We start from the raw sequence: 17,586 nt of genomic DNA on the forward strand, positions 1-17,586 counted from the left end.
ATCGATGATTTATTAATAAATAGTCATAATTCCTTAACGTACTATGTATTTTTATATTTCACAATAAGAGTTTAATTATACATTGTTCGTACTTATATGATTGGCCTTAGCAGAAATTATAGTAGTTATATAAGTAAAAGAGTGTCAACATAAGCGTTGACACTTAACTACTATTCAATCGGTTGTGAATTATCAGGGGCCGCAAATGGATTCTCTTTATTAATATGGTCATAAAACATAACACCATTTAAATGATCTATTTCATGCTGGAAAACGATTGCTGGATAACCTTTTAATCTGAGTTTAACTGGATTTCCATCCGTATCGGTTGCCGTAATTGTTATTCTGCGATGTCGAGGCACGTAACCTTCTACTACGCGATCTACCGATAAACAGCCCTCTCCAGAAGCAAGGTATGTTCCTTCAACTGAGTGACTTATAATCTTAGGATTTACAAGCCCATAACTGTAAAGTTTCCCATCTTCATCTTGAAAGTGAATCGCAATCAATCTTTTTTCTATTCCAAGTTGTGGGGCAGCTAAACCAACCCCTGCTCTTAAACCATATTCCTTAGCGATCTCTTCATCCTGACTATTTTTTAAAAAGGTAAGCATCTCTTGTAATAACGTCTTATCCTCTTCAGTTAATGGTACAGGAACTTCTTTGGCTGTTTTTCTTAAGGAAGGGTGACCTTCACGTACAATATCTTTCATAGTAATCATCTGTTATACTCCTTTAGTTCTTTAAATATGAAAAGCTAATATTAACTTTATATTAACATAACATTTATTAAAAAATCATATCTTAGAACCTAGAATGAAATCTAAAGCAATGAATGAAATATGTTATACTGTAAAACATAAAATTGTATTTATAGAATTCCAAGGAGGGGAGACTCGTGAAAAGAAAAGCAATCCCATTGTTATTATTTATGTTTTTTATTACCATTTTGTTCGCATGTAATGGTGTGAGTACGGAAGAAGAAATACATAATCATCTAGAAAAAGCAGTATCGCTAGAATCTGATTTTGTAGACAAGCAAAATGAAATTACTCAATTGGAAGTACGTGAGCAAGAAATTTATAGTGAAATTATTAATTTGGATATGGAAGAATACAAGGAAATTACTGAGCTATCAGAGGAAGCTATAACGATTATTGAAGAGCGTGCCTCATTAATTGAAGTCGAAAAAGAAAGCATCGATGCTTCTCAAGAGGAGTTTAATAAGATTGAGGAGTTAATTTCAAAACTGGATAATGAAGCATTGAAGAAAAAGGCGCATTCAATGTATGACACCATGCAAAATCGCTACCAATCTTATACTTCATTGCATGAAGCATATAATGAATCACTGAAATTAGAAAAAGAGTTATATAACATGCTTCAAACAGAGAATTTAGAACAAGAAGAATTGACAAATCATATACATAAGACCAACGAAAGCTATCAATCGGTTCTGGAAGCAAATGATAATTTTAATCAATATACAGTTAAATATAATGAATTAAAAAAAGAATTTTATGAGCTTGCAGACCTAAATGTTACTTTTAAAGAAGACGACGCTGCAAATGCTTAATAATAGGAAATGAAAAGGATTATATACCATTTATTGGTAATAATCCTTTTTTTAAGTCCTGCAGTAATGGCAATTTACCGTAGTTTAACTGGCTGTACGCTCCTTAACGAGAAGAATTGAAGAAGAAAACAAGGTAGTAAGTGGGGGATGACCCCCCCTCTGAGGGGAGATTCATTTTTTATCATAATAAAAATAAATTCTAGCTGCATCTTGGTGAATACGTAAATATGATACAGTTTATTATTTGAAATGTAACAGGGATGTTAAAATATGCATTTGAACGTAAAATTAGGAGCGTTTTATGTAGATAATTGATTTAAATTATAAAACAAAGTCATTGACCTATAGTTTTGAATACGTTATATTTGAATCAGTTAATATTTGTACCAATCATTTTGTAAATAATTTTATAACAGTTTACATACAGCATAGAATGAAACGGTTAGTTATAGAAGAAAATGGGTACAAGAATTATAAATTAAAGTACAGTTTTTCCTTTTTTTTGGAAAGGCTAGAAATGAAAATAATAAACTGGTTAATGAAAGGAAGAGGTGAACTATTTTGAAACACGTATTAGAAAGTGTTGAAAGTCAGTTCGAAACATTCCAGATTCTTAATGAAAATGGAGAAATAGTGAATCAAGATGATATGCCTGAGTTATCGGATGATGAATTAAAAGAGCTTATGCGCCGTATGGTTTATACGCGTATTTTAGATCAGCGTTCCATTGCACTTAACCGTCAAGGACGTTTAGGGTTCTATGCCCCTACTGCAGGTCAAGAAGCTTCTCAACTAGGGAGTCAATTTGCGCTAGAGAAAGACGATTTTATTTTACCTGGATATCGTGATGTTCCGCAGCTAATTTGGCAAGGACTTCCATTATATCAAGCATTCTTATTCTCAAAAGGACATTTCCATGGGAACCAAATGCCTGAAGATTTGCAAGCATTAAGCCCACAAATCATTATTGGTGCACAGTATGTTCAAACTGCTGGTGTGGCTCTAGGCATGAAAAAACGCGGTGCAAAAACAGTTGCTATTACTTACACAGGTGATGGTGGTACTTCACAAGGTGACTTCTATGAAGGAATGAACTTTGCAGGTGCGTACAAAGCTCCGGCTATTTTTGTGGTGCAAAATAATGGATTTGCTATTTCAGTTCCTCGAGAATTACAAACAAGCGCGAAAACATTAGCACAAAAAGCAGTTGCTGCTGGTATCGAAGGTATTCAAGTAGATGGTATGGACGTTTTAGCAGTATATGCTGCTACAAAACATGCTCGTGACCGTGCAGTTGCAGGCGAAGGTCCTACTTTAATCGAAACACTAACTTACCGTTATGGTCCACATACAATGTCTGGTGATGATCCAACACGTTATCGTTCTGAAGAAATGGATAATGAGTGGGCGAAGAAAGATCCACTTGTTCGTTTCCGTAAATTCTTAGAAGGTAAAAAATTATGGTCTGAAGAAGAAGAAAACAAAGTAATTGAAGAAGCAAAAGAAGATATTAAACAAGCAATTAAAGATGCTGAAAAATATCCAAAACAAAAAGTTACAGATTTAATTGGAAATATGTATGAAGAGCTTCCATCTAACTTAGTAGAGCAAATGGAAGAGTACAAAGCAAAGGAGTCGAAATAAAACATGGCACAAATGACAATGATTCAAGCTATCACTGATGCAATGCGCACAGAACTAAAGAATGATGAAAATGTGCTTGTATTCGGTGAAGATGTTGGTAAAAACGGTGGAGTTTTCCGTGCTACTGAAGGACTCCAAGCAGAATTTGGTGAGGATCGCGTATTTGATACACCACTAGCAGAATCTGGAATTGGTGGTCTTGCTATTGGGTTAGCAACACAAGGATTCCGTCCAGTACCAGAAATTCAATTCTTTGGCTTTGTATATGAAGTAATCGATTCTATTAGTGGTCAAATGGCGCGTATGCGTTACCGCTCTGGTGGAAGATGGACAATGCCGATTACGGTTCGTGCTCCATTCGGCGGTGGGGTTCATACACCAGAACTTCACGCAGATTCTTTAGAGGGATTAATGGCACAGCAACCAGGTCTTAAAGTAATTATTCCTTCTACACCTTATGAAGCAAAAGGGTTATTAATTTCTGCTATTCGTGACAACGACCCAGTTATTTTCCTAGAGCATATGAAACTATACCGTTCATTCCGTGAAGAGGTTCCGGAAGAAGAATACACTATTGAAATTGGTAAAGCAGATGTGAAACGTGAAGGAAAAGACGTTACTCTAGTCTCTTATGGTGCAATGGTTCACTCTTGCTTAAAAGCGGCTGAAGAACTTGAAAAAGATGGTATTTCAGCAGAAGTTATTGATTTACGTACAGTTTCACCAATCGATATAGAAACAATCTTGGAATCTGTTAAGAAAACAAATCGTGCTGTTGTTGTTCAAGAAGCACAAAAACAAGCAGGTATTGCTGCCAATGTTGTTACAGAAATTCAAGAAAGAGCAATTTTACATCTAGAAGCACCAGTGTTGCGTGTAACTGCTCCTGATACAGTTTATGCGTTCTCTGATGCAGAGGAAGTTTGGTTACCAAGCCATAAAGACATCGTTGAAAAAGTAAACACTGTATTGAATTTCTAAAAACTAGGAGGTATATGATTCATGGCATTTGAATTTAAATTCCCAGATATTGGTGAAGGTATTGCAGAAGGCGAAATCGTCAAATGGTTTTTTAATGAAGGCGATGAAGTAAAAGAAGATGACGTGCTTTGTGAAGTTCAGAATGATAAAGCAGTTGTAGAGATTCCTTCTCCAGTAGATGGAACGGTTAAAAAGATTCACGTAGCTGAAGGAGAAGTTGCAACAGTAGGTAATGTCTTCATTTCATTGGATGCAGAAGGCTACGAGTCTGAAGGTGGAGAAGAAGAAGCTCCAGCTGAAGCTCCTAAAGAAGAAACTGCAGACCAAGCAGAACAAGCTTCTGCTGAAAAAGAAGAAGCAGTAGAGGATGGTAAACGCGTAATTGCAATGCCATCTGTAAGAAAATATGCACGTGAACAAGGTGTTAATATTCAACAAGTTTCAGGTTCTGGTAATAATGGCCGCATCACAAAAGAAGATATTGATAGCTTCTTAAATGGTGGACAAGCTGCTGCAGAAGCAAAAGCAGAAGAACCAGCAAAAGAAGAAACAAAAGAAGCTGCTAAAACTTCTGTACCGGAAGGAAATTACCCTGAAACTCGCGAGAAAATGTCACCAATTCGTAAGGCGATTGCAAACGCAATGGTTAACTCGAAGCATACAGCTCCACATGTTACATTAATGGATGATGTAGATGTTACAGCGTTAGTTGCACATCGCAAGAAATTCAAACAAGTTGGATTGGATCAAGGTATTAAGTTAACTTACTTGCCATATGTAGTAAAAGCACTAGTTTCTGCATTGAAACAATATCCAATCTTGAATGCTTCTATCGATGATAAAACTAACGAAATTGTACAAAAACATTATTACAACATTGGTATCGCAGCAGATACAGATAAAGGCTTGTTAGTACCAGTTGTTAAAAATGCTGACCGTAAGTCTATCTTTGCAATAAGCGCAGAAATCAATGAATTGGCAGATAAGGCAAGAAATGGTAAACTAGCACCTGATGAGATGAAAGGTGCATCATGCACGATTTCAAACATTGGTTCAGCTGGTGGACAATGGTTTACTCCAGTTATTAACCATCCAGAAGCAGCCATTTTAGGTATTGGTCGTATTGCTGAAAAACCTATCGTTCGCGATGGAGAGATTGTAATTGCTCCAGTCTTAGCGGTTTCATTAAGTTTTGACCACCGCTTAATTGATGGTGCTACAGCTCAGAATGCATTGAACCAAATCAAGCGTTTATTGAATGATCCACAATTAATTATGATGGAGGCGTAGGTAATGGTAGTTGGAGATTTTCCAATCGAAGTTGACACTCTAGTTGTTGGAGCCGGACCTGGCGGGTATGTAGCTGCAATTCGCGCTGCACAATTAGGACAAAAAGTTACTATTGTAGAAAAAAATGCCGTAGGTGGAGTTTGCTTAAATGTTGGATGTATTCCTTCTAAAGCACTTATCGAAGCCGGTCATCGAGTAGAAGCTGCTCATGGCTATGAAAATATTGGCTTAACAACTAAAGATGTTAAAGTAGACTTTACGAAAGTTCAAGAATGGAAAGGACAAGTAGTGAACAAGCTTACATCTGGTGTGGAAGGTCTATTGAAAGGAAATAAGGTAGACATCGTTCGTGGTGAAGCTTATTTCGTTGACCAAAACACTGCTAAAGTAATGGATGAGAAGTCTTCTCAAACTTACAAATTTAAAGATTGTATTATTGCAACAGGTTCCACACCAATTGAAATTCCAACATTTAAGTTTTCCGATCGCGTTTTAGATTCAACAGGCGCATTGAACTTAAAAGAAGTACCTAAGAAGTTAGTTGTTATTGGTGCTGGATATGTTGGAAGTGAACTAGGTACTGCTTATGCTAACTTTGGTACGGAAGTTACTTTCCTAGAAGGTGCTAAAGATGTATTAGGCGGATTCGAAAAACAAATGACTCAATTGTTTAAGAAACGCGTGAAGAAGAAGGGCGCAAATATTATTACCGAAGCTATGGCTAAAGGTGTAGAAGAAACTAAAGACGGTGTGAAAGTAACATATGAAGTGAAGGGTAAAGAAGAAACAATTGAAGCGGATTATGTATTAGTAACAGTTGGTCGTCGTCCAAATACAAGTGAACTTGGTTTAGAACAAGTTGGTATTGAAATGACTGACAGAGGCTTAATTAAAGTTGATAAACAATGCCGTACAAATGTTCCAAACATCTATGCTATCGGTGATATCGTTCCAGGTGCTCCATTAGCACATAAAGCTTCTTATGAAGGTAAAATTGCAGCAGAAGCAATCAGTGGAGAAAAATCTGAAGTTGATTATATCGGAATTCCAGCAGTAGCGTTCGTTGAACCTGAACTTGCTACAGTGGGACTTACAGAAGCTGAAGCGAAAGAACAAGGTTACGATGTTAAAATCGGTAAGTTCCCGTTCGCAGCTAATGGTCGTGCATTGTCATTAGATGATACAGATGGATTTGTTAAATTAGTGACACGTAAAGAAGATGGTCTACTATTAGGTGGACAAATTGCTGGTCCTAATGCAAGTGATATGATTTCTGAGATTGGATTGGCAGTTGAAGCAGGAATGACAGCTGAAGATCTTGCTTTAACAATCCATGCTCACCCAACACTTGGAGAAATTACAATGGAAGCAGCAGAAGTTGCTCTAGGTACTCCAATCCATATTTTATAATTATTAAAAAAGAAGGAACCCTTAGGGTTACCTTCTTTTTTCTTTCATTTTATCTTTTTCCATGATTAAAGACTCTTGTTTAAAGGCTTTTACCAAAGAAATCACGATCAGTATCATAATGATGGTAAACGGAAAAGCGGCTATAATGGATGCTGTTTGCAATGCTCCGAGTCCGCCCTGCCATAACAAGACTGCCGCCGTTGCAGATTGTATAATCCCCCATGTGAATTTAACACGATTAGTTGGATCTAATCCTCCTCCAGTAGTCTGCATTCCAAGCACTAATGTTGCCGAGTCAGCCGAAGTAATAAAGAAAATACTTATGAGCAAAATAGCTACAACAGATACTAAAGTGCCTAAAGGTAATTGTTCTAATACCGCAAATAAAGCTACTTCTTCTCCAACACTATTGACTTCTCCCATTATATTCATTCCTTGAAAGAAATCAAAGTTGATGGCTGTACCCCCAAATACTGTAAACCATAGTGCTCCTATAATTGTGGGTACCAACAGTACACCTGAGACAAATTCTCTTACTGTGCGTCCTCGGGATACTCGGGCGATGAAGGTACCTACAAAAGGTGCCCATGCAATCCACCAAGCCCAATAGAATATAGTCCAGTCGTTAATCCATACTGTACTTGCTTCATTAAAAGGAGCCATTCGTAAACTCATACTCGGAAGATCCTGAATATAGCTTCCTAAAGTTGTAGTAAAGAAGTTTATAATGAAACCAGTTGGTCCTACAAACAAAACAAATAACATGAGTAAAAGAGCTAAAATTAGATTAATATTACTTAAGTATTTTATACCTCTTCCTATCCCAGATAGTGCGGAGCCGATAAATAGTACTGTAACGACTGCGATAATAATTAATTCTATGAAGATGGATTGTTCGATTCCAAAAACATATGATAAACCACCACTGATCTGAATAGCTCCAAAACCTAAAGAGGTGGCAACTCCAAAAACAGTTGCAAATACAACAATTGTATCGATTACTGTACCGATTCCACCTTTAGCTCTCTCGCCAAATAAAGGAATCAGAACGCTACTCACTAATCCAGGAGACCCTTTACGGAATTTAAAGTAAGCGAGAGCTAAGGCGACGGTTGAATAAATTGCCCATGGATGCAATCCCCAATGGAGGTAACTGTATTTCATGGCCGTTTTTGCTGCATCTGCAGTTTCTGCTTCACCATATGGCGGATTGTAAAAGTGCGACAAAGGCTCAGCTGGCCCCCAAAATACAAGACCAATTCCCATTCCAGCACTGAATAACATAGCAAACCATGTTAAATAGGAAAATTCAGGCTTATCATTTGGTCTACCTAGTTTAATCTTTCCATACTTAGAGAAAATTAGGTAAATGGCGAAAACCAAAAATCCCGTTGCAGAAATTAAATAAAACCAACCAAAATGATCAACAATGAAACCTTGAATAACAGTCGTAACATCATTTAAATTCCCATTTGGTAATGTTTCATCGGGAATAATTCCCCAGATAATAAATAGTAATACGATTATAACTGAGATATAGAATACTTTTGTTACTTTGTTCTTCATAGATGAACTCCTTTCTTGCCTCAATAAATACTTTACCCGTTCCATTAAAAATCATTCATATATATAGACTACAAAGTCTACTAAGTTATAAATCTGGATTTATGTATGGATAAAGGGCTGTAATGCTCGTTGGCTAATTAAAAACAGGCAGTTTTATAATAAATTAACATCCGTATGAAATTAGCAGATTTCATGAACTAATCAATTGTAAAAGGGGAACGGAAGGAAAGTCAAACATTCAATTTGTTGATGTTTAGTTTTATTCCTTTAGAGTTCTCTTTGATTTAAAACCAAATAATGAATCAGGCTCATTATTGTAGGCCCTTTCAAGCTAAACACAGCATATTTACCAACCAATATATACACTAAAAATCAATTATGTACACTAATTAAAATATAAAACTTAAAGTGTTATACTAATTAAGGCTTGATTTTCATATTGTGACATATTATAATGTGTTTAAGTTATCAAAATAATTAATTATAAAGGGAGATGGACTAAGTGGGTACAATTGTATGTCAAGATTGTGAAAAAGTGATTGAAGCTTATGAAGAAGAGAAAGTAACAACGCTTTATAGTACATGTCCTAATTGCAAATGATAAATAAAGTAAAACTTCTATTAATAAGGATTTCTTCTACCTCCATATACCATTGTTAGAAGCTCTCAAATTAATCTCGTTAGATCTTACTGCCAGTTAATATTCATAAAAAAGCTGCACAAAATGTGCAGCTTTTTAAAATGCATCGATTTCTAGACATTCGGAAAACACCGCTTTGTTTTTCTTAATAGATTGGTTTTCTTGCTTTAATAACCCGAATGGTGTTTAATGTTTCATCCTCTAAACCTTGCACCGGTAAACCAGCCAATTTGTTTCTCTGAATAAATGCAATGTTATCCTTTGTAATAATTTCACCAGGAATGAATATAGGAATACCAGGTGGATAAATCATGATAGATTCTGCACTTATTCGGCCAGCTGCTTCTTCAAAAGAGATAATTTCTGTATCAGAATAGAATGCATCACGGGGAGGAATTGCTAATAAAGGGATTTCTGGGACAGTAACTATAATTTTTCTTTTTTGAACTATCATAGCCTTTTCTTTTTCCAGCGTTTTTAATGCTTCTACTAACAGGGTTACATCATCCATTGTGTCTCCGGGTGTAATAATACACAATATATTATATAAGTCTGACAATTCTACTTCAATATTATACTGTTCTCGTAGCCAAACTTCCACATCATAACCTGTTAAGCCGATATCTTTTACAGAAATGATTAATTTCGTTGGATCATAATGATAAGTTGCTTCCGTCCCGAGAATCTCTTTACCCGCGCAATAAATATATTCCAGATTATTTATTTCCTTTCTAGTAAAATTAGCCATTTTTATGGCTTTGTCAATCATCTCATATCCATTTATCGCAAGTTGTTTCCTTGCCGTGTCTAACGAAGCCAGTAATAAATAGGAAGTTGAGGTAGTAGTTAGCATAGACATTATTGTTTGAACTCTTTCATGAGGTATTCGATTTCCTTTTAGATTTAATATGGAGCTTTGTGTTAAGGAACCACCTAATTTATGTACGCTCGTTGCCGCAATATCAGCTCCAGCTTGCATAGCAGATAATGGGAGTTGCTCGTGAAAATGAATATGTACACCATGTGCTTCATCAACTAACACTGGGACATCATAGCTATGAGCGATTGAAACTATTTTTTCTAAATTAGTGGCAATTCCAAAATAAGTGGGATTAATAACTAAAACGCCTTTAGCATCTGGGTGTGAATATAAGGCATGCTCAACCGAAGACGGTGTAATTCCGTGTGAAATTCCAAGTGCCGTATCAATTTCCGGCTGAATAAATATAGGGACTGCACCTGAAAAAATGATAGCTGATGTAATTGATTTATGAACGTTTCTTGGCACAATTATTTTATCTCCAGGATGACATACACTTAGGATCATCGTCATAATAGCACCACTAGTTCCTTGCACAGAAAAATAAGTAAAATCTGCATGAAATGCTTCTGCTGCAAGCTCTTGTGCTTCTTTAATAATTCCATTAGGATGATGTAAATCATCCAGAGGCTCAATATTAATTAAATCTATTTGAAATAAATTATCACCTAAAAAGGATTGGAAAGAAGATTCTACCGCTGCTCCTTTTTTATGACCAGGAATGTGAAACTGGACGGGGTTTTTCTCTATATGCTTTAACAGTCCTGTAAACAAAGGGGTCTCGCTCTGTTTGTACAATGAAATACACCTCTACTTTAAAAATAATGAAAAAATTATAGCAAATTACTGCTTTAAATGCTATCTTATTTTTATAGTATAAGCATAAACATAATATAAAAAAACATTTTGAGGAGGAGGAATAATGAATCTAAAAACAAGAGTAACAGAACTTTTTGGAATCGAGTATCCCATCATTCAAGGTGGTTTAGCTTATTTAGCTTATTCAGACCTTGCAGCAGCGGTATCTAATGCTGGGGGATTGGGCCAAATTACAGCAATGAGTTTAAAAGATCCGGAATCGTTAAGAAGAGAGATAAGACGTGTTAGAGAGCTTACTTCAAAACCATTTGGTGTGAATTATGCAATAGGGCAGCATGGAAGAGAATTTGAACATATGGTAGAAGTTGCGGTAGAAGAAAAGGTACCAGTAGTTTCTATTACTGGAGGTAATCCTAAGGGTGTTTTAGATATGGTTCAAGGACACGGAATAAAAACGATGGTATTAGTAGCTGCAAAAAGACAAGCGGAAAAAGCGGAAGAATTAGGTGCGGATGCAGTTATGGTTGTAGGGCAAGAAGGTGGCGGACATTTAGGGAGGAATGACACCGGTACGTTTGTTTTAACTCCAGAAGTTGTTGATAGTGTAGCTATCCCAGTGATTGCCTCTGGTGGAATTGTGGATGGTAGAGGGTTAATGGCAGCACTTTCCCTAGGGGCAGAAGGAATAGAAATGGGAACTCGATTTATAGCAACAAAAGACTGTATCGATGCACATGAGAATTATAAACAGGCAATATTAGCTGCTGATGAGAATAGTACAGTTATTATCAAACGCTCTATTGGTGCTCCGGCAAGAGCTTTAAGAAATCAATGGACTGAGACTATTTTAGAGATTGAAAAGAAGGGTATGGGTTATGAATCATTAAAGGATTACATAAGTGGTCACGCAAATAGAAAGTTTATTCATGAAGGGAATACAGAGAATGGGTTTGGGTGGGCTGGACAATCATCCATTCGGATTCATGATATCCCGACGGTGGAGCAATTATTTCATTCTATGATACAAGAAGCAGAAGACATTAACCGAAAATGGATTTGAGAAGAAGCATAGCTAACTGGCTATGCTTCTTCTGATTCATTGGCTGATAAAGGAAATCAGACACAAAACGAGAATTCATTACATTTTACTATCTTACAGTAAGTGCTTTTTGGTAGTACGGTATTAATGCGGTGTATGTTTCCTTCGCAATATCGATAATTTTATCTCCATTTTGAACTCGTTCATCTTCTTTTGAAAGATGTCTTCCAATTAAAAATTCACCTTTCTTAACGTCACGGAAGCGCTCCAGATGCTTACGTTCCAACTCAGCAAGGGAAATAGCTTCTTTTTGAGTATGATCAAGTGAGATCATAAAGTCTTCAGGAAGCCCTTTTAATTCATCGTAGTTATCTAATAATTTTTCTGCCATTTCTTTCTTATTTGGTAATTCATATATAAAAGCAAGCCAAATAAATAAGTGGTCATCAAATAGACCCAATTGAAAATGAGGGTGTTTCTTATAACCGCGTTTATTATCGGCAATTGCCAACCAGGTATCTTTTGGTGGGTTAACAGTTCTCCTTGCATGTTTTGCAATATGTAAATATACTTCATTCCCTAGGTTTGCAGAAAGGAAGTTAACAAGTTCTTCTCCTATCTCTTGGAATTTTGGTTGAATACGGGATTGAATGGCTTCCATTCTCTCGTCTAACCCCTCTATATGGAACGTCTCAAAATCTACTTTTCGGAACCCTTGAACTGTCACATTCGACATCCTTTCTATCAGATTATAATCATTATTATTAAGCATGGGATGTCGCACGTCAAGCAATACCTTGGGCAGGTAAGTTTTAAAGGTACTTTAAATGGGTATGTATTTATCAAATATTAAATTAGTTTAAATTAGGTTGAACCAAAAGTTTATTAAGCCATAAACTATAAAAAAAGAAGTGAAATTGGTACCTAGTTCAGGTGCTATGCTTGAAAGGAGTGGCTCGTTTGAAATTCTTGATGGAAACGTTAAATCGGAAAGATGCAATTGAAAAATTACCAGTAATTAAAATGGAAATTGATTATGAGTTGCTGACACTTTCTGATGCTTTGAAAGCAAAAGACAATGTACAGGTAATCAAATCTAAAGAACGACTGGAAGCCTTAAGAAAACAGCTAATTGAAATAGAGAGTATTTTCTAATTGAAGGGTCCCAATAGGTATTTGCGCATTCTATTAGCCAAGTACGTATTGGGAATATTTTTTCAATAAGTTATCTTGTTTATCAATTAAGGGCATTTTAATTGTCTGTTATTATATCATGATAATACAAGGTGACTTACAAGGAAGAAGAAACAAGTAGGTATTCGAATGCTCAATTGACTCTAACCTACCGAATAAAGTTAAGTGAGTGTTTTTTAATATCTGAGCTTTCCAATGACTTGATAACCTCAATTTGATACAATAGCATTAATATTTGTATATTGGAGGGTTCAAATGGATAGAGATATACGCGAAGAAATATATGAAACAGCCTTGGCATGGGTGAGAGAGGCTGGTGTTAATATACGTAATAAGATTAATGACCCTTTAGTTGTTGATACAAAGTCAAATCCAAATGACTTAGTTACGACAATGGATAAAGAAACTGAATCATTCTTCGTTTCAAGAATTAAAGAGAAATACCCTACCCATTCTATAGTTGGGGAAGAAGGCTATGGTGATAAGTTAACTTCGATGAAAGGAACCGTCTGGATTATCGATCCAATAGATGGCACCATGAATTTCGTTCACCAGAAAAGGAATTTCGCCATATCCATAGGTATCTATCATGATGGAATAGGAGAAATCGGAATTATCTATGATGTTATGGCTGACAATATGTATCATGCGAAATATAAGAATGGAGCATATAAAAATGATGTAAGACTTCTCGCGCTAACCAAAAAGTCAAACATAGAAGAAGCGATCATCGGAATGAATCATTTCTGGTTATGTGAGAACCGATTAGTAGATGAGAGAATTATGCAGAAATTTGTTAAAAGAATTCGCGGCACAAGAACTTATGGCTCAGCAGCATTGGAATTTGCCTTTTTAGCAGAGGGGATTATAGACGGATATTTAAGTATGAGTCTATCTCCTTGGGATGTAGCTGCTGGAATTGTAATTGTGGGAGAAGTTGGTGGTGGAACAACAGATATAAACGGACTACAACTTAATATGTTAGAAAAGAATTCTATACTTACTTGTAATATGAACATTCAAGATGATATCTTAGATTATCTAAAAAAAGCGAAAAAGTGATGCATTAAGCACCGCTTTTTCGCTTTTTTAATGATAATCCAAAGCCCATTAACCCAAAACCTAGAAGGGTAAATAGTGAAATTAAAAAAATACTACGCAATGCGATGGATAACCCAACCGCCATAAACATCACGATGACTAATATCGCTAAACCTAACATCTGCCAATCTAAGTTTCTCATGGTTCCCTACACCTCTTTCGTACTTGTAGTATATATCAAAATAGTGTGATTTTCAAAACTATAATGCGGATTCATTTTTGTTTTTATCTAGCAAGAATATAAAAAATTTAGTATGATAAGGGTTAGCACAAACATAATGGGGGAGACGTATGGACAATTTTAGGTTAGTGTTTGATACGGTTTTGGAGCTGAACGGAACAGATAATATTTTTGGGATATTTTATGTAATGAATCTAATTTTAGCTATTATTGCTTATGAGCTAGGCTTTGCCAAAAAATTGCCGATAATAAAAAAGATAATTGTATACATACTACTTTTAATAGGTGTATTTATTTTAACCATCTTCAGTACTGTCATGAGAATGCCTACAGTCGAAAGCCTAATTGTAATAAATCTTGTTTTAGGAATATATCGTACGAGACTGCATTTCCAGCGTAAAGCAAAAAATCAAAATGCCTAAATAAATAGACTTGGAACATCAGTATTCTCATTATGAAAAACCCGAGCTAATTCTTTATTTGAATTAGTTCGGGTTTTTATACTAACGAGTTGATTGGTTCTTTTTAAAGTTGGTTAACTAGCTGTACGACCCTAAACGAAAAGAAGTTGAGAGAATAATAGGGGACAATTAGCCAGCCAAACGCCTGAATTGTTCAAAGTTTTTTTATTACTCATACCCTTGGCTTTATTATATAAAGTCATCTACTTTCTTTTTCTCTTTATATAAACGGAAATTACCAGTTTCTATTCTTTGGTAAGTTTTTTCTTTAATGCGATTATAACAATCTCTGCAAAGGTACATATAAATCCTGCGATTTCTAAGTCTTTTTGCTTGTAAAGAATCGTCATTTAACGTATCAATACTATCACAAATAGTGCATTTTACTTGCATGTTATCACCTCTAGATCAATAGCTTATCCATATATTATAACATAAATTGCAGTGATTTTATTCTCATTAATTGCAGATTAGAATAACTATTTTAAGTCTTTTGATAAACATTTAATAAACAATAGATGTTTTAATGATAAATAGGCTGGGAATATACACTATAAAAGAAAGGGTGGTATTGCTCATGAATAGTAATCGAAATTCAATGCTTGTTGCAGGAGCAGTTGGTATTGCAGCGGTTAGTTTCTTTAGTTATTTATTAACTCAAAAAAATAAACATGATACTTCTACGATTGAGAATGCTGGACAACCTGATCAAAATGTAGATGGAAACGATATAGGACAAATGGAAAATGCAAAAATGGTCTCTGAAGGTTCGCAATTTGGTGTTCAGTATTACAACGAATTGAAGAATTAAATGGAAAAAGTGACTGCCAAATTATGGCAGTCACTTTCATTTTACAGCAGGTTTACTGACAGTTAATGTGCAAGGTTAGTAATTGGGAATGAGAGAAAACCCTTACTGAACAAGTTTGATTCTATTGTTGATTATTATCTAAGCGTTGATTAGATTGCTCTTCTTGTATATTTTCTAGTTCTCTTTCTTTGTCTTTAGGCAGAACCTCTTTATTTTGGTCGGGCTGTTCTGGAACATTCTCTCTTATTGGAAAGTCAGGCATATATCTGCCGACTATAGCAGATAACTCGTCAACAAAACCTTCAACAGGGTGGCCTTGCCTGATTTCTTCTGCCATGCCCCTTATTCTTTCTGTTGCATCAGCATCTGCTACAACAACAGCTGTTTTTCCATAGGGGTCATGGTATAGTGCTTCTAAGACAGTATATTTAATTGTCCCAACTCTGTTGCGATCCAGGTCTTTATCTACATCAATACCTACTACTGCATATGGACCTGCTACCACAGCTGTTGCATTATTAACCTCAGGAACATCGGCTGCAAGATTTGCTAAATGAGTAGCAATCTGACTATTTGTTAATTCCTGTAGCTCGTTTGGGTCAGAATTTTTAACTTGAATGTATGGATTTTCAGCTTGTTCACTTTCCATCGAATTCTCTTGTTGTGCACAACCAATTAGAATTAAAGTGATAACAAATAATACACCAACACGAAATGACATATTCCATTCCTCCTAAAGTGCTATTGCACTTATTTTGGATTGAATGGAATAAAATATACATATTCATAAAGATTACGCTTTACCTGATAACTATTTTTTTAACATGCTTAATCGGATTCTCTTTATTTGAACCGTCTCTATAAAGAAAATAGATTGGTCCGTCCTCTTTTAGTGGCTTCCCTTTTAAGGCAAATTGTACGTATCCGTTAGTTAATTCGTCTATTGCTAGTTCAACTTCTTTATTATTCTCTGTAAGAAGTACAGCAGTTTTTGCATCTTCATGAATCTCCGCTTTATTGACAAACTCTTTTATAGGTATAACATAGGAATTTTTTAGGATTTTCTCTCCCTCTCGTTTAGAAATATTATGGTTGGAATCTGTTCTTGGTTTTTCTTCTCCGACTTCTTTATCCCAACGTTGACCTAATTTTGCCCATTCGTTTGATTCATTCTTTCTCTCATTTTCTATAAATGCATCTTCTAGCAGTATTTTTCTGTCATCGAAAATCCATACTGTAGGATCTAAAGTAATGGAATAGGAAACCTTTCCAGTAATCGGCACTATCATTTATAATCCCCCTAATAATCATTTATAATTTAAGAATATCAAAACTAATCAATGATTTCACTCATTTAGCCATTGTTTTTACACATTATAACGAAAATCTATTGGTCATTGGCATGGTGCTATTGTCTTCTTGTACTTGCGATTACAAAAATAAATAGAGATAACAGTATTTTATGTCTAATTATTAACATCCTATATTTAACTAATAATTTATTTGCATTTTTCTATCCCTAACGATAATATAATATAAAGAAAGTCTTTTAGCGGGAGGGGATATTATTGATGCAAGAGGCAACTGTCAATCATCGTGAAAAAGCCTATGCCCTTCTTAAGGCTGATGCTGATAAAATTTTGCGACTAATAGAAGTTCAAATAGAAAATTTAATGATGCCACAGTGTCCCGTATATGAAGACGTGTTGGATACACAGATGTTTGGCCTCTCAAGGGAAATTGATTTTGCTGTACGTTTGAACTTAATCACAGAGAGTGAAGGAAAAACACTTCTGGAGAATCTAGAGAAAAAGTTAAATATCCTTCATGAAGCCACGCAAAACTCATTATGATTAAATATAGTTCAACGTTATGTAGATACGCAAAAACTTTGCCTGTATATATTTGTGGCAAGGTTTTTTTGTTTTAATACATAACAGGAAGATAGAGAAAGTTTATTTTTTATAAAATTACCACTATTATCTAAAAATATGGTAAACTAATAAAAAATCTTTTCATCTATTCTTTCGTCCATTTTTTATAGCAGGGAGAA

The 17,586-nt window shown here is 35.3% G+C and carries 20 protein-coding genes; 12 read left to right on the forward strand and 8 right to left on the reverse strand.

What is annotated here, in order from left to right; all coding sequences use genetic code 11:
• Positions 1–170: 170 nt before the first annotated feature.
• Positions 171–722: a peptide deformylase gene (gene def / locus D8M04_RS10010; RefSeq protein WP_121522774.1), complete on the reverse strand. Its 552-nt coding sequence runs from the start codon at positions 720–722 to the stop codon at positions 171–173.
• Positions 723–898: 176 nt separating this feature from the next.
• Here def and D8M04_RS10015 point away from each other — a divergent pair, with 176 nt between their 5' ends.
• The 5 genes from D8M04_RS10015 (at position 899) to lpdA (ending at position 6,901) form a co-directional block, all read left to right on the forward strand.
• Entirely contained in the window at positions 899–1,576 is a 678-nt protein-coding gene (locus tag D8M04_RS10015; protein WP_246001174.1) for a YkyA family protein, read from the forward strand.
• A 561-nt stretch (positions 1,577–2,137) separates the two neighbouring features.
• The gene (gene pdhA, locus D8M04_RS10020; protein ID WP_121522775.1) at positions 2,138–3,220 is read left to right on the forward strand and encodes a pyruvate dehydrogenase (acetyl-transferring) E1 component subunit alpha; all 1,083 of its coding nucleotides are present in this window, start codon (positions 2,138–2,140) and stop codon (positions 3,218–3,220) included.
• Positions 3,221–3,223: 3 nt separating this feature from the next.
• Positions 3,224–4,201 (forward strand): alpha-ketoacid dehydrogenase subunit beta, encoded by a 978-nt coding sequence (locus tag D8M04_RS10025; protein ID WP_121522776.1) that lies wholly within the window; start codon positions 3,224–3,226, stop codon positions 4,199–4,201.
• A gap of 21 nt (positions 4,202–4,222) precedes the next feature.
• Positions 4,223–5,491 carry a dihydrolipoamide acetyltransferase family protein gene (locus D8M04_RS10030; RefSeq protein WP_121522777.1) on the forward strand — a complete coding sequence of 423 codons (1,269 nt, stop codon included), beginning with the start codon at positions 4,223–4,225 and terminating at the stop codon, positions 5,489–5,491.
• Positions 5,492–5,494: 3 nt separating this feature from the next.
• On the forward strand, positions 5,495–6,901 hold the full coding sequence (gene lpdA, locus D8M04_RS10035) for a dihydrolipoyl dehydrogenase (protein WP_121522778.1): 1,407 nt from the start codon (positions 5,495–5,497) through the stop codon (positions 6,899–6,901).
• A 27-nt stretch (positions 6,902–6,928) separates the two neighbouring features.
• Here the strand turns inward: lpdA and D8M04_RS10040 are convergent, their stop codons facing one another.
• Positions 6,929–8,467: a glycine betaine uptake BCCT transporter gene (locus D8M04_RS10040; RefSeq protein WP_121522779.1), complete on the reverse strand. Its 1,539-nt coding sequence runs from the start codon at positions 8,465–8,467 to the stop codon at positions 6,929–6,931.
• Between the two features lie 502 nt (positions 8,468–8,969).
• Between D8M04_RS10040 and D8M04_RS10045 the strand changes: the two genes are divergently transcribed.
• Positions 8,970–9,068 (forward strand): GapA-binding peptide SR1P, encoded by a 99-nt coding sequence (locus D8M04_RS10045; protein ID WP_121522780.1) that lies wholly within the window; start codon positions 8,970–8,972, stop codon positions 9,066–9,068.
• A 184-nt stretch (positions 9,069–9,252) separates the two neighbouring features.
• Here D8M04_RS10045 and D8M04_RS10050 read toward each other — a convergent pair whose 3' ends face one another.
• Positions 9,253–10,725, reverse strand: coding sequence for an aminotransferase class I/II-fold pyridoxal phosphate-dependent enzyme (locus tag D8M04_RS10050; RefSeq protein ID WP_121522781.1), 1,473 nt, complete (start codon positions 10,723–10,725; stop codon positions 9,253–9,255).
• Between the two features lie 124 nt (positions 10,726–10,849).
• Between D8M04_RS10050 and D8M04_RS10055 the strand changes: the two genes are divergently transcribed.
• Entirely contained in the window at positions 10,850–11,806 is a 957-nt protein-coding gene (locus D8M04_RS10055; RefSeq protein ID WP_121522782.1) for an NAD(P)H-dependent flavin oxidoreductase, read from the forward strand.
• Between the two features lie 88 nt (positions 11,807–11,894).
• Here D8M04_RS10055 and D8M04_RS10060 read toward each other — a convergent pair whose 3' ends face one another.
• The gene (locus tag D8M04_RS10060; RefSeq protein WP_121522783.1) at positions 11,895–12,512 is read right to left on the reverse strand and encodes a YktB family protein; all 618 of its coding nucleotides are present in this window, start codon (positions 12,510–12,512) and stop codon (positions 11,895–11,897) included.
• 224 nt (positions 12,513–12,736) lie between these two features.
• Between D8M04_RS10060 and D8M04_RS10065 the strand changes: the two genes are divergently transcribed.
• Together D8M04_RS10065 and D8M04_RS10070 are read left to right on the forward strand one after the other, a co-directional pair.
• Positions 12,737–12,940: a hypothetical protein gene (locus D8M04_RS10065; RefSeq protein ID WP_342772645.1), complete on the forward strand. Its 204-nt coding sequence runs from the start codon at positions 12,737–12,739 to the stop codon at positions 12,938–12,940.
• Positions 12,941–13,234: 294 nt separating this feature from the next.
• Complete coding sequence (locus D8M04_RS10070) at positions 13,235–14,041, forward strand: inositol monophosphatase family protein (RefSeq protein ID WP_121522785.1); 807 nt, start codon at positions 13,235–13,237, stop codon at positions 14,039–14,041.
• 4 nt (positions 14,042–14,045) lie between these two features.
• On the opposite strand, the gene D8M04_RS20010 is transcribed toward D8M04_RS10070, so the two are convergent.
• Complete coding sequence (locus D8M04_RS20010; RefSeq protein ID WP_158595110.1) at positions 14,046–14,222, reverse strand: DUF5325 family protein; 177 nt, start codon at positions 14,220–14,222, stop codon at positions 14,046–14,048.
• Between the two features lie 149 nt (positions 14,223–14,371).
• Between D8M04_RS20010 and D8M04_RS10075 the strand changes: the two genes are divergently transcribed.
• Positions 14,372–14,683: a YlaH-like family protein gene (locus D8M04_RS10075; RefSeq protein ID WP_121522786.1), complete on the forward strand. Its 312-nt coding sequence runs from the start codon at positions 14,372–14,374 to the stop codon at positions 14,681–14,683.
• Between the two features lie 228 nt (positions 14,684–14,911).
• Here the strand turns inward: D8M04_RS10075 and D8M04_RS10080 are convergent, their stop codons facing one another.
• Entirely contained in the window at positions 14,912–15,115 is a 204-nt protein-coding gene (locus D8M04_RS10080; protein ID WP_121522787.1) for a YlaI family protein, read from the reverse strand.
• A 184-nt stretch (positions 15,116–15,299) separates the two neighbouring features.
• Between D8M04_RS10080 and D8M04_RS10085 the strand changes: the two genes are divergently transcribed.
• Positions 15,300–15,533, forward strand: coding sequence for a hypothetical protein (locus tag D8M04_RS10085; RefSeq protein WP_121522788.1), 234 nt, complete (start codon positions 15,300–15,302; stop codon positions 15,531–15,533).
• A 121-nt stretch (positions 15,534–15,654) separates the two neighbouring features.
• Here D8M04_RS10085 and D8M04_RS10090 read toward each other — a convergent pair whose 3' ends face one another.
• Positions 15,655–16,254, reverse strand: coding sequence for a YhcN/YlaJ family sporulation lipoprotein (locus D8M04_RS10090; RefSeq protein ID WP_121522789.1), 600 nt, complete (start codon positions 16,252–16,254; stop codon positions 15,655–15,657).
• Between the two features lie 79 nt (positions 16,255–16,333).
• Positions 16,334–16,822 (reverse strand): hypothetical protein, encoded by a 489-nt coding sequence (locus tag D8M04_RS10095; protein WP_121522790.1) that lies wholly within the window; start codon positions 16,820–16,822, stop codon positions 16,334–16,336.
• 282 nt (positions 16,823–17,104) lie between these two features.
• On the opposite strand from D8M04_RS10095, the gene D8M04_RS10100 reads away from it, so the two are divergent.
• Entirely contained in the window at positions 17,105–17,386 is a 282-nt protein-coding gene (locus D8M04_RS10100; RefSeq protein WP_121522791.1) for an Fpa/YlaN family protein, read from the forward strand.
• The last annotated feature ends 200 nt before the right edge of the window (positions 17,387–17,586 follow it).

It is taken from the genome of Oceanobacillus piezotolerans (assembly GCF_003665065.1).
In the GTDB taxonomy this organism is placed as follows: Bacteria; Bacillota; Bacilli; order Bacillales; family Amphibacillaceae; genus Oceanobacillus; species Oceanobacillus piezotolerans.

Bases quoted from the DNA above. Each gene is read 5' to 3' on its own strand.
- def (WP_121522774.1), bottom strand. From the start codon at position 722: ATGATTACTATGAAAGATATTGTACGTGAAGGTCACCCTTCCTTAAGA.
- D8M04_RS10025 (WP_121522776.1), top strand. From the start codon at position 3,224: ATGGCACAAATGACAATGATTCAAGCTATCACTGATGCAATGCGCACA.
- D8M04_RS10030 (WP_121522777.1), top strand. From the start codon at position 4,223: ATGGCATTTGAATTTAAATTCCCAGATATTGGTGAAGGTATTGCAGAA.
- lpdA (WP_121522778.1), top strand. From the start codon at position 5,495: ATGGTAGTTGGAGATTTTCCAATCGAAGTTGACACTCTAGTTGTTGGA.
- D8M04_RS10040 (WP_121522779.1), bottom strand. From the start codon at position 8,467: ATGAAGAACAAAGTAACAAAAGTATTCTATATCTCAGTTATAATCGTA.
- D8M04_RS10055 (WP_121522782.1), top strand. From the start codon at position 10,850: ATGAATCTAAAAACAAGAGTAACAGAACTTTTTGGAATCGAGTATCCC.
- D8M04_RS10070 (WP_121522785.1), top strand. From the start codon at position 13,235: ATGGATAGAGATATACGCGAAGAAATATATGAAACAGCCTTGGCATGG.
- D8M04_RS20010 (WP_158595110.1), bottom strand. From the start codon at position 14,222: ATGAGAAACTTAGATTGGCAGATGTTAGGTTTAGCGATATTAGTCATC.
- D8M04_RS10075 (WP_121522786.1), top strand. From the start codon at position 14,372: ATGGACAATTTTAGGTTAGTGTTTGATACGGTTTTGGAGCTGAACGGA.
- D8M04_RS10080 (WP_121522787.1), bottom strand. From the start codon at position 15,115: ATGCAAGTAAAATGCACTATTTGTGATAGTATTGATACGTTAAATGAC.
- D8M04_RS10085 (WP_121522788.1), top strand. From the start codon at position 15,300: ATGAATAGTAATCGAAATTCAATGCTTGTTGCAGGAGCAGTTGGTATT.
- D8M04_RS10090 (WP_121522789.1), bottom strand. From the start codon at position 16,254: ATGTCATTTCGTGTTGGTGTATTATTTGTTATCACTTTAATTCTAATT.
- D8M04_RS10095 (WP_121522790.1), bottom strand. From the start codon at position 16,822: ATGATAGTGCCGATTACTGGAAAGGTTTCCTATTCCATTACTTTAGAT.
- D8M04_RS10100 (WP_121522791.1), top strand. From the start codon at position 17,105: ATGCAAGAGGCAACTGTCAATCATCGTGAAAAAGCCTATGCCCTTCTT.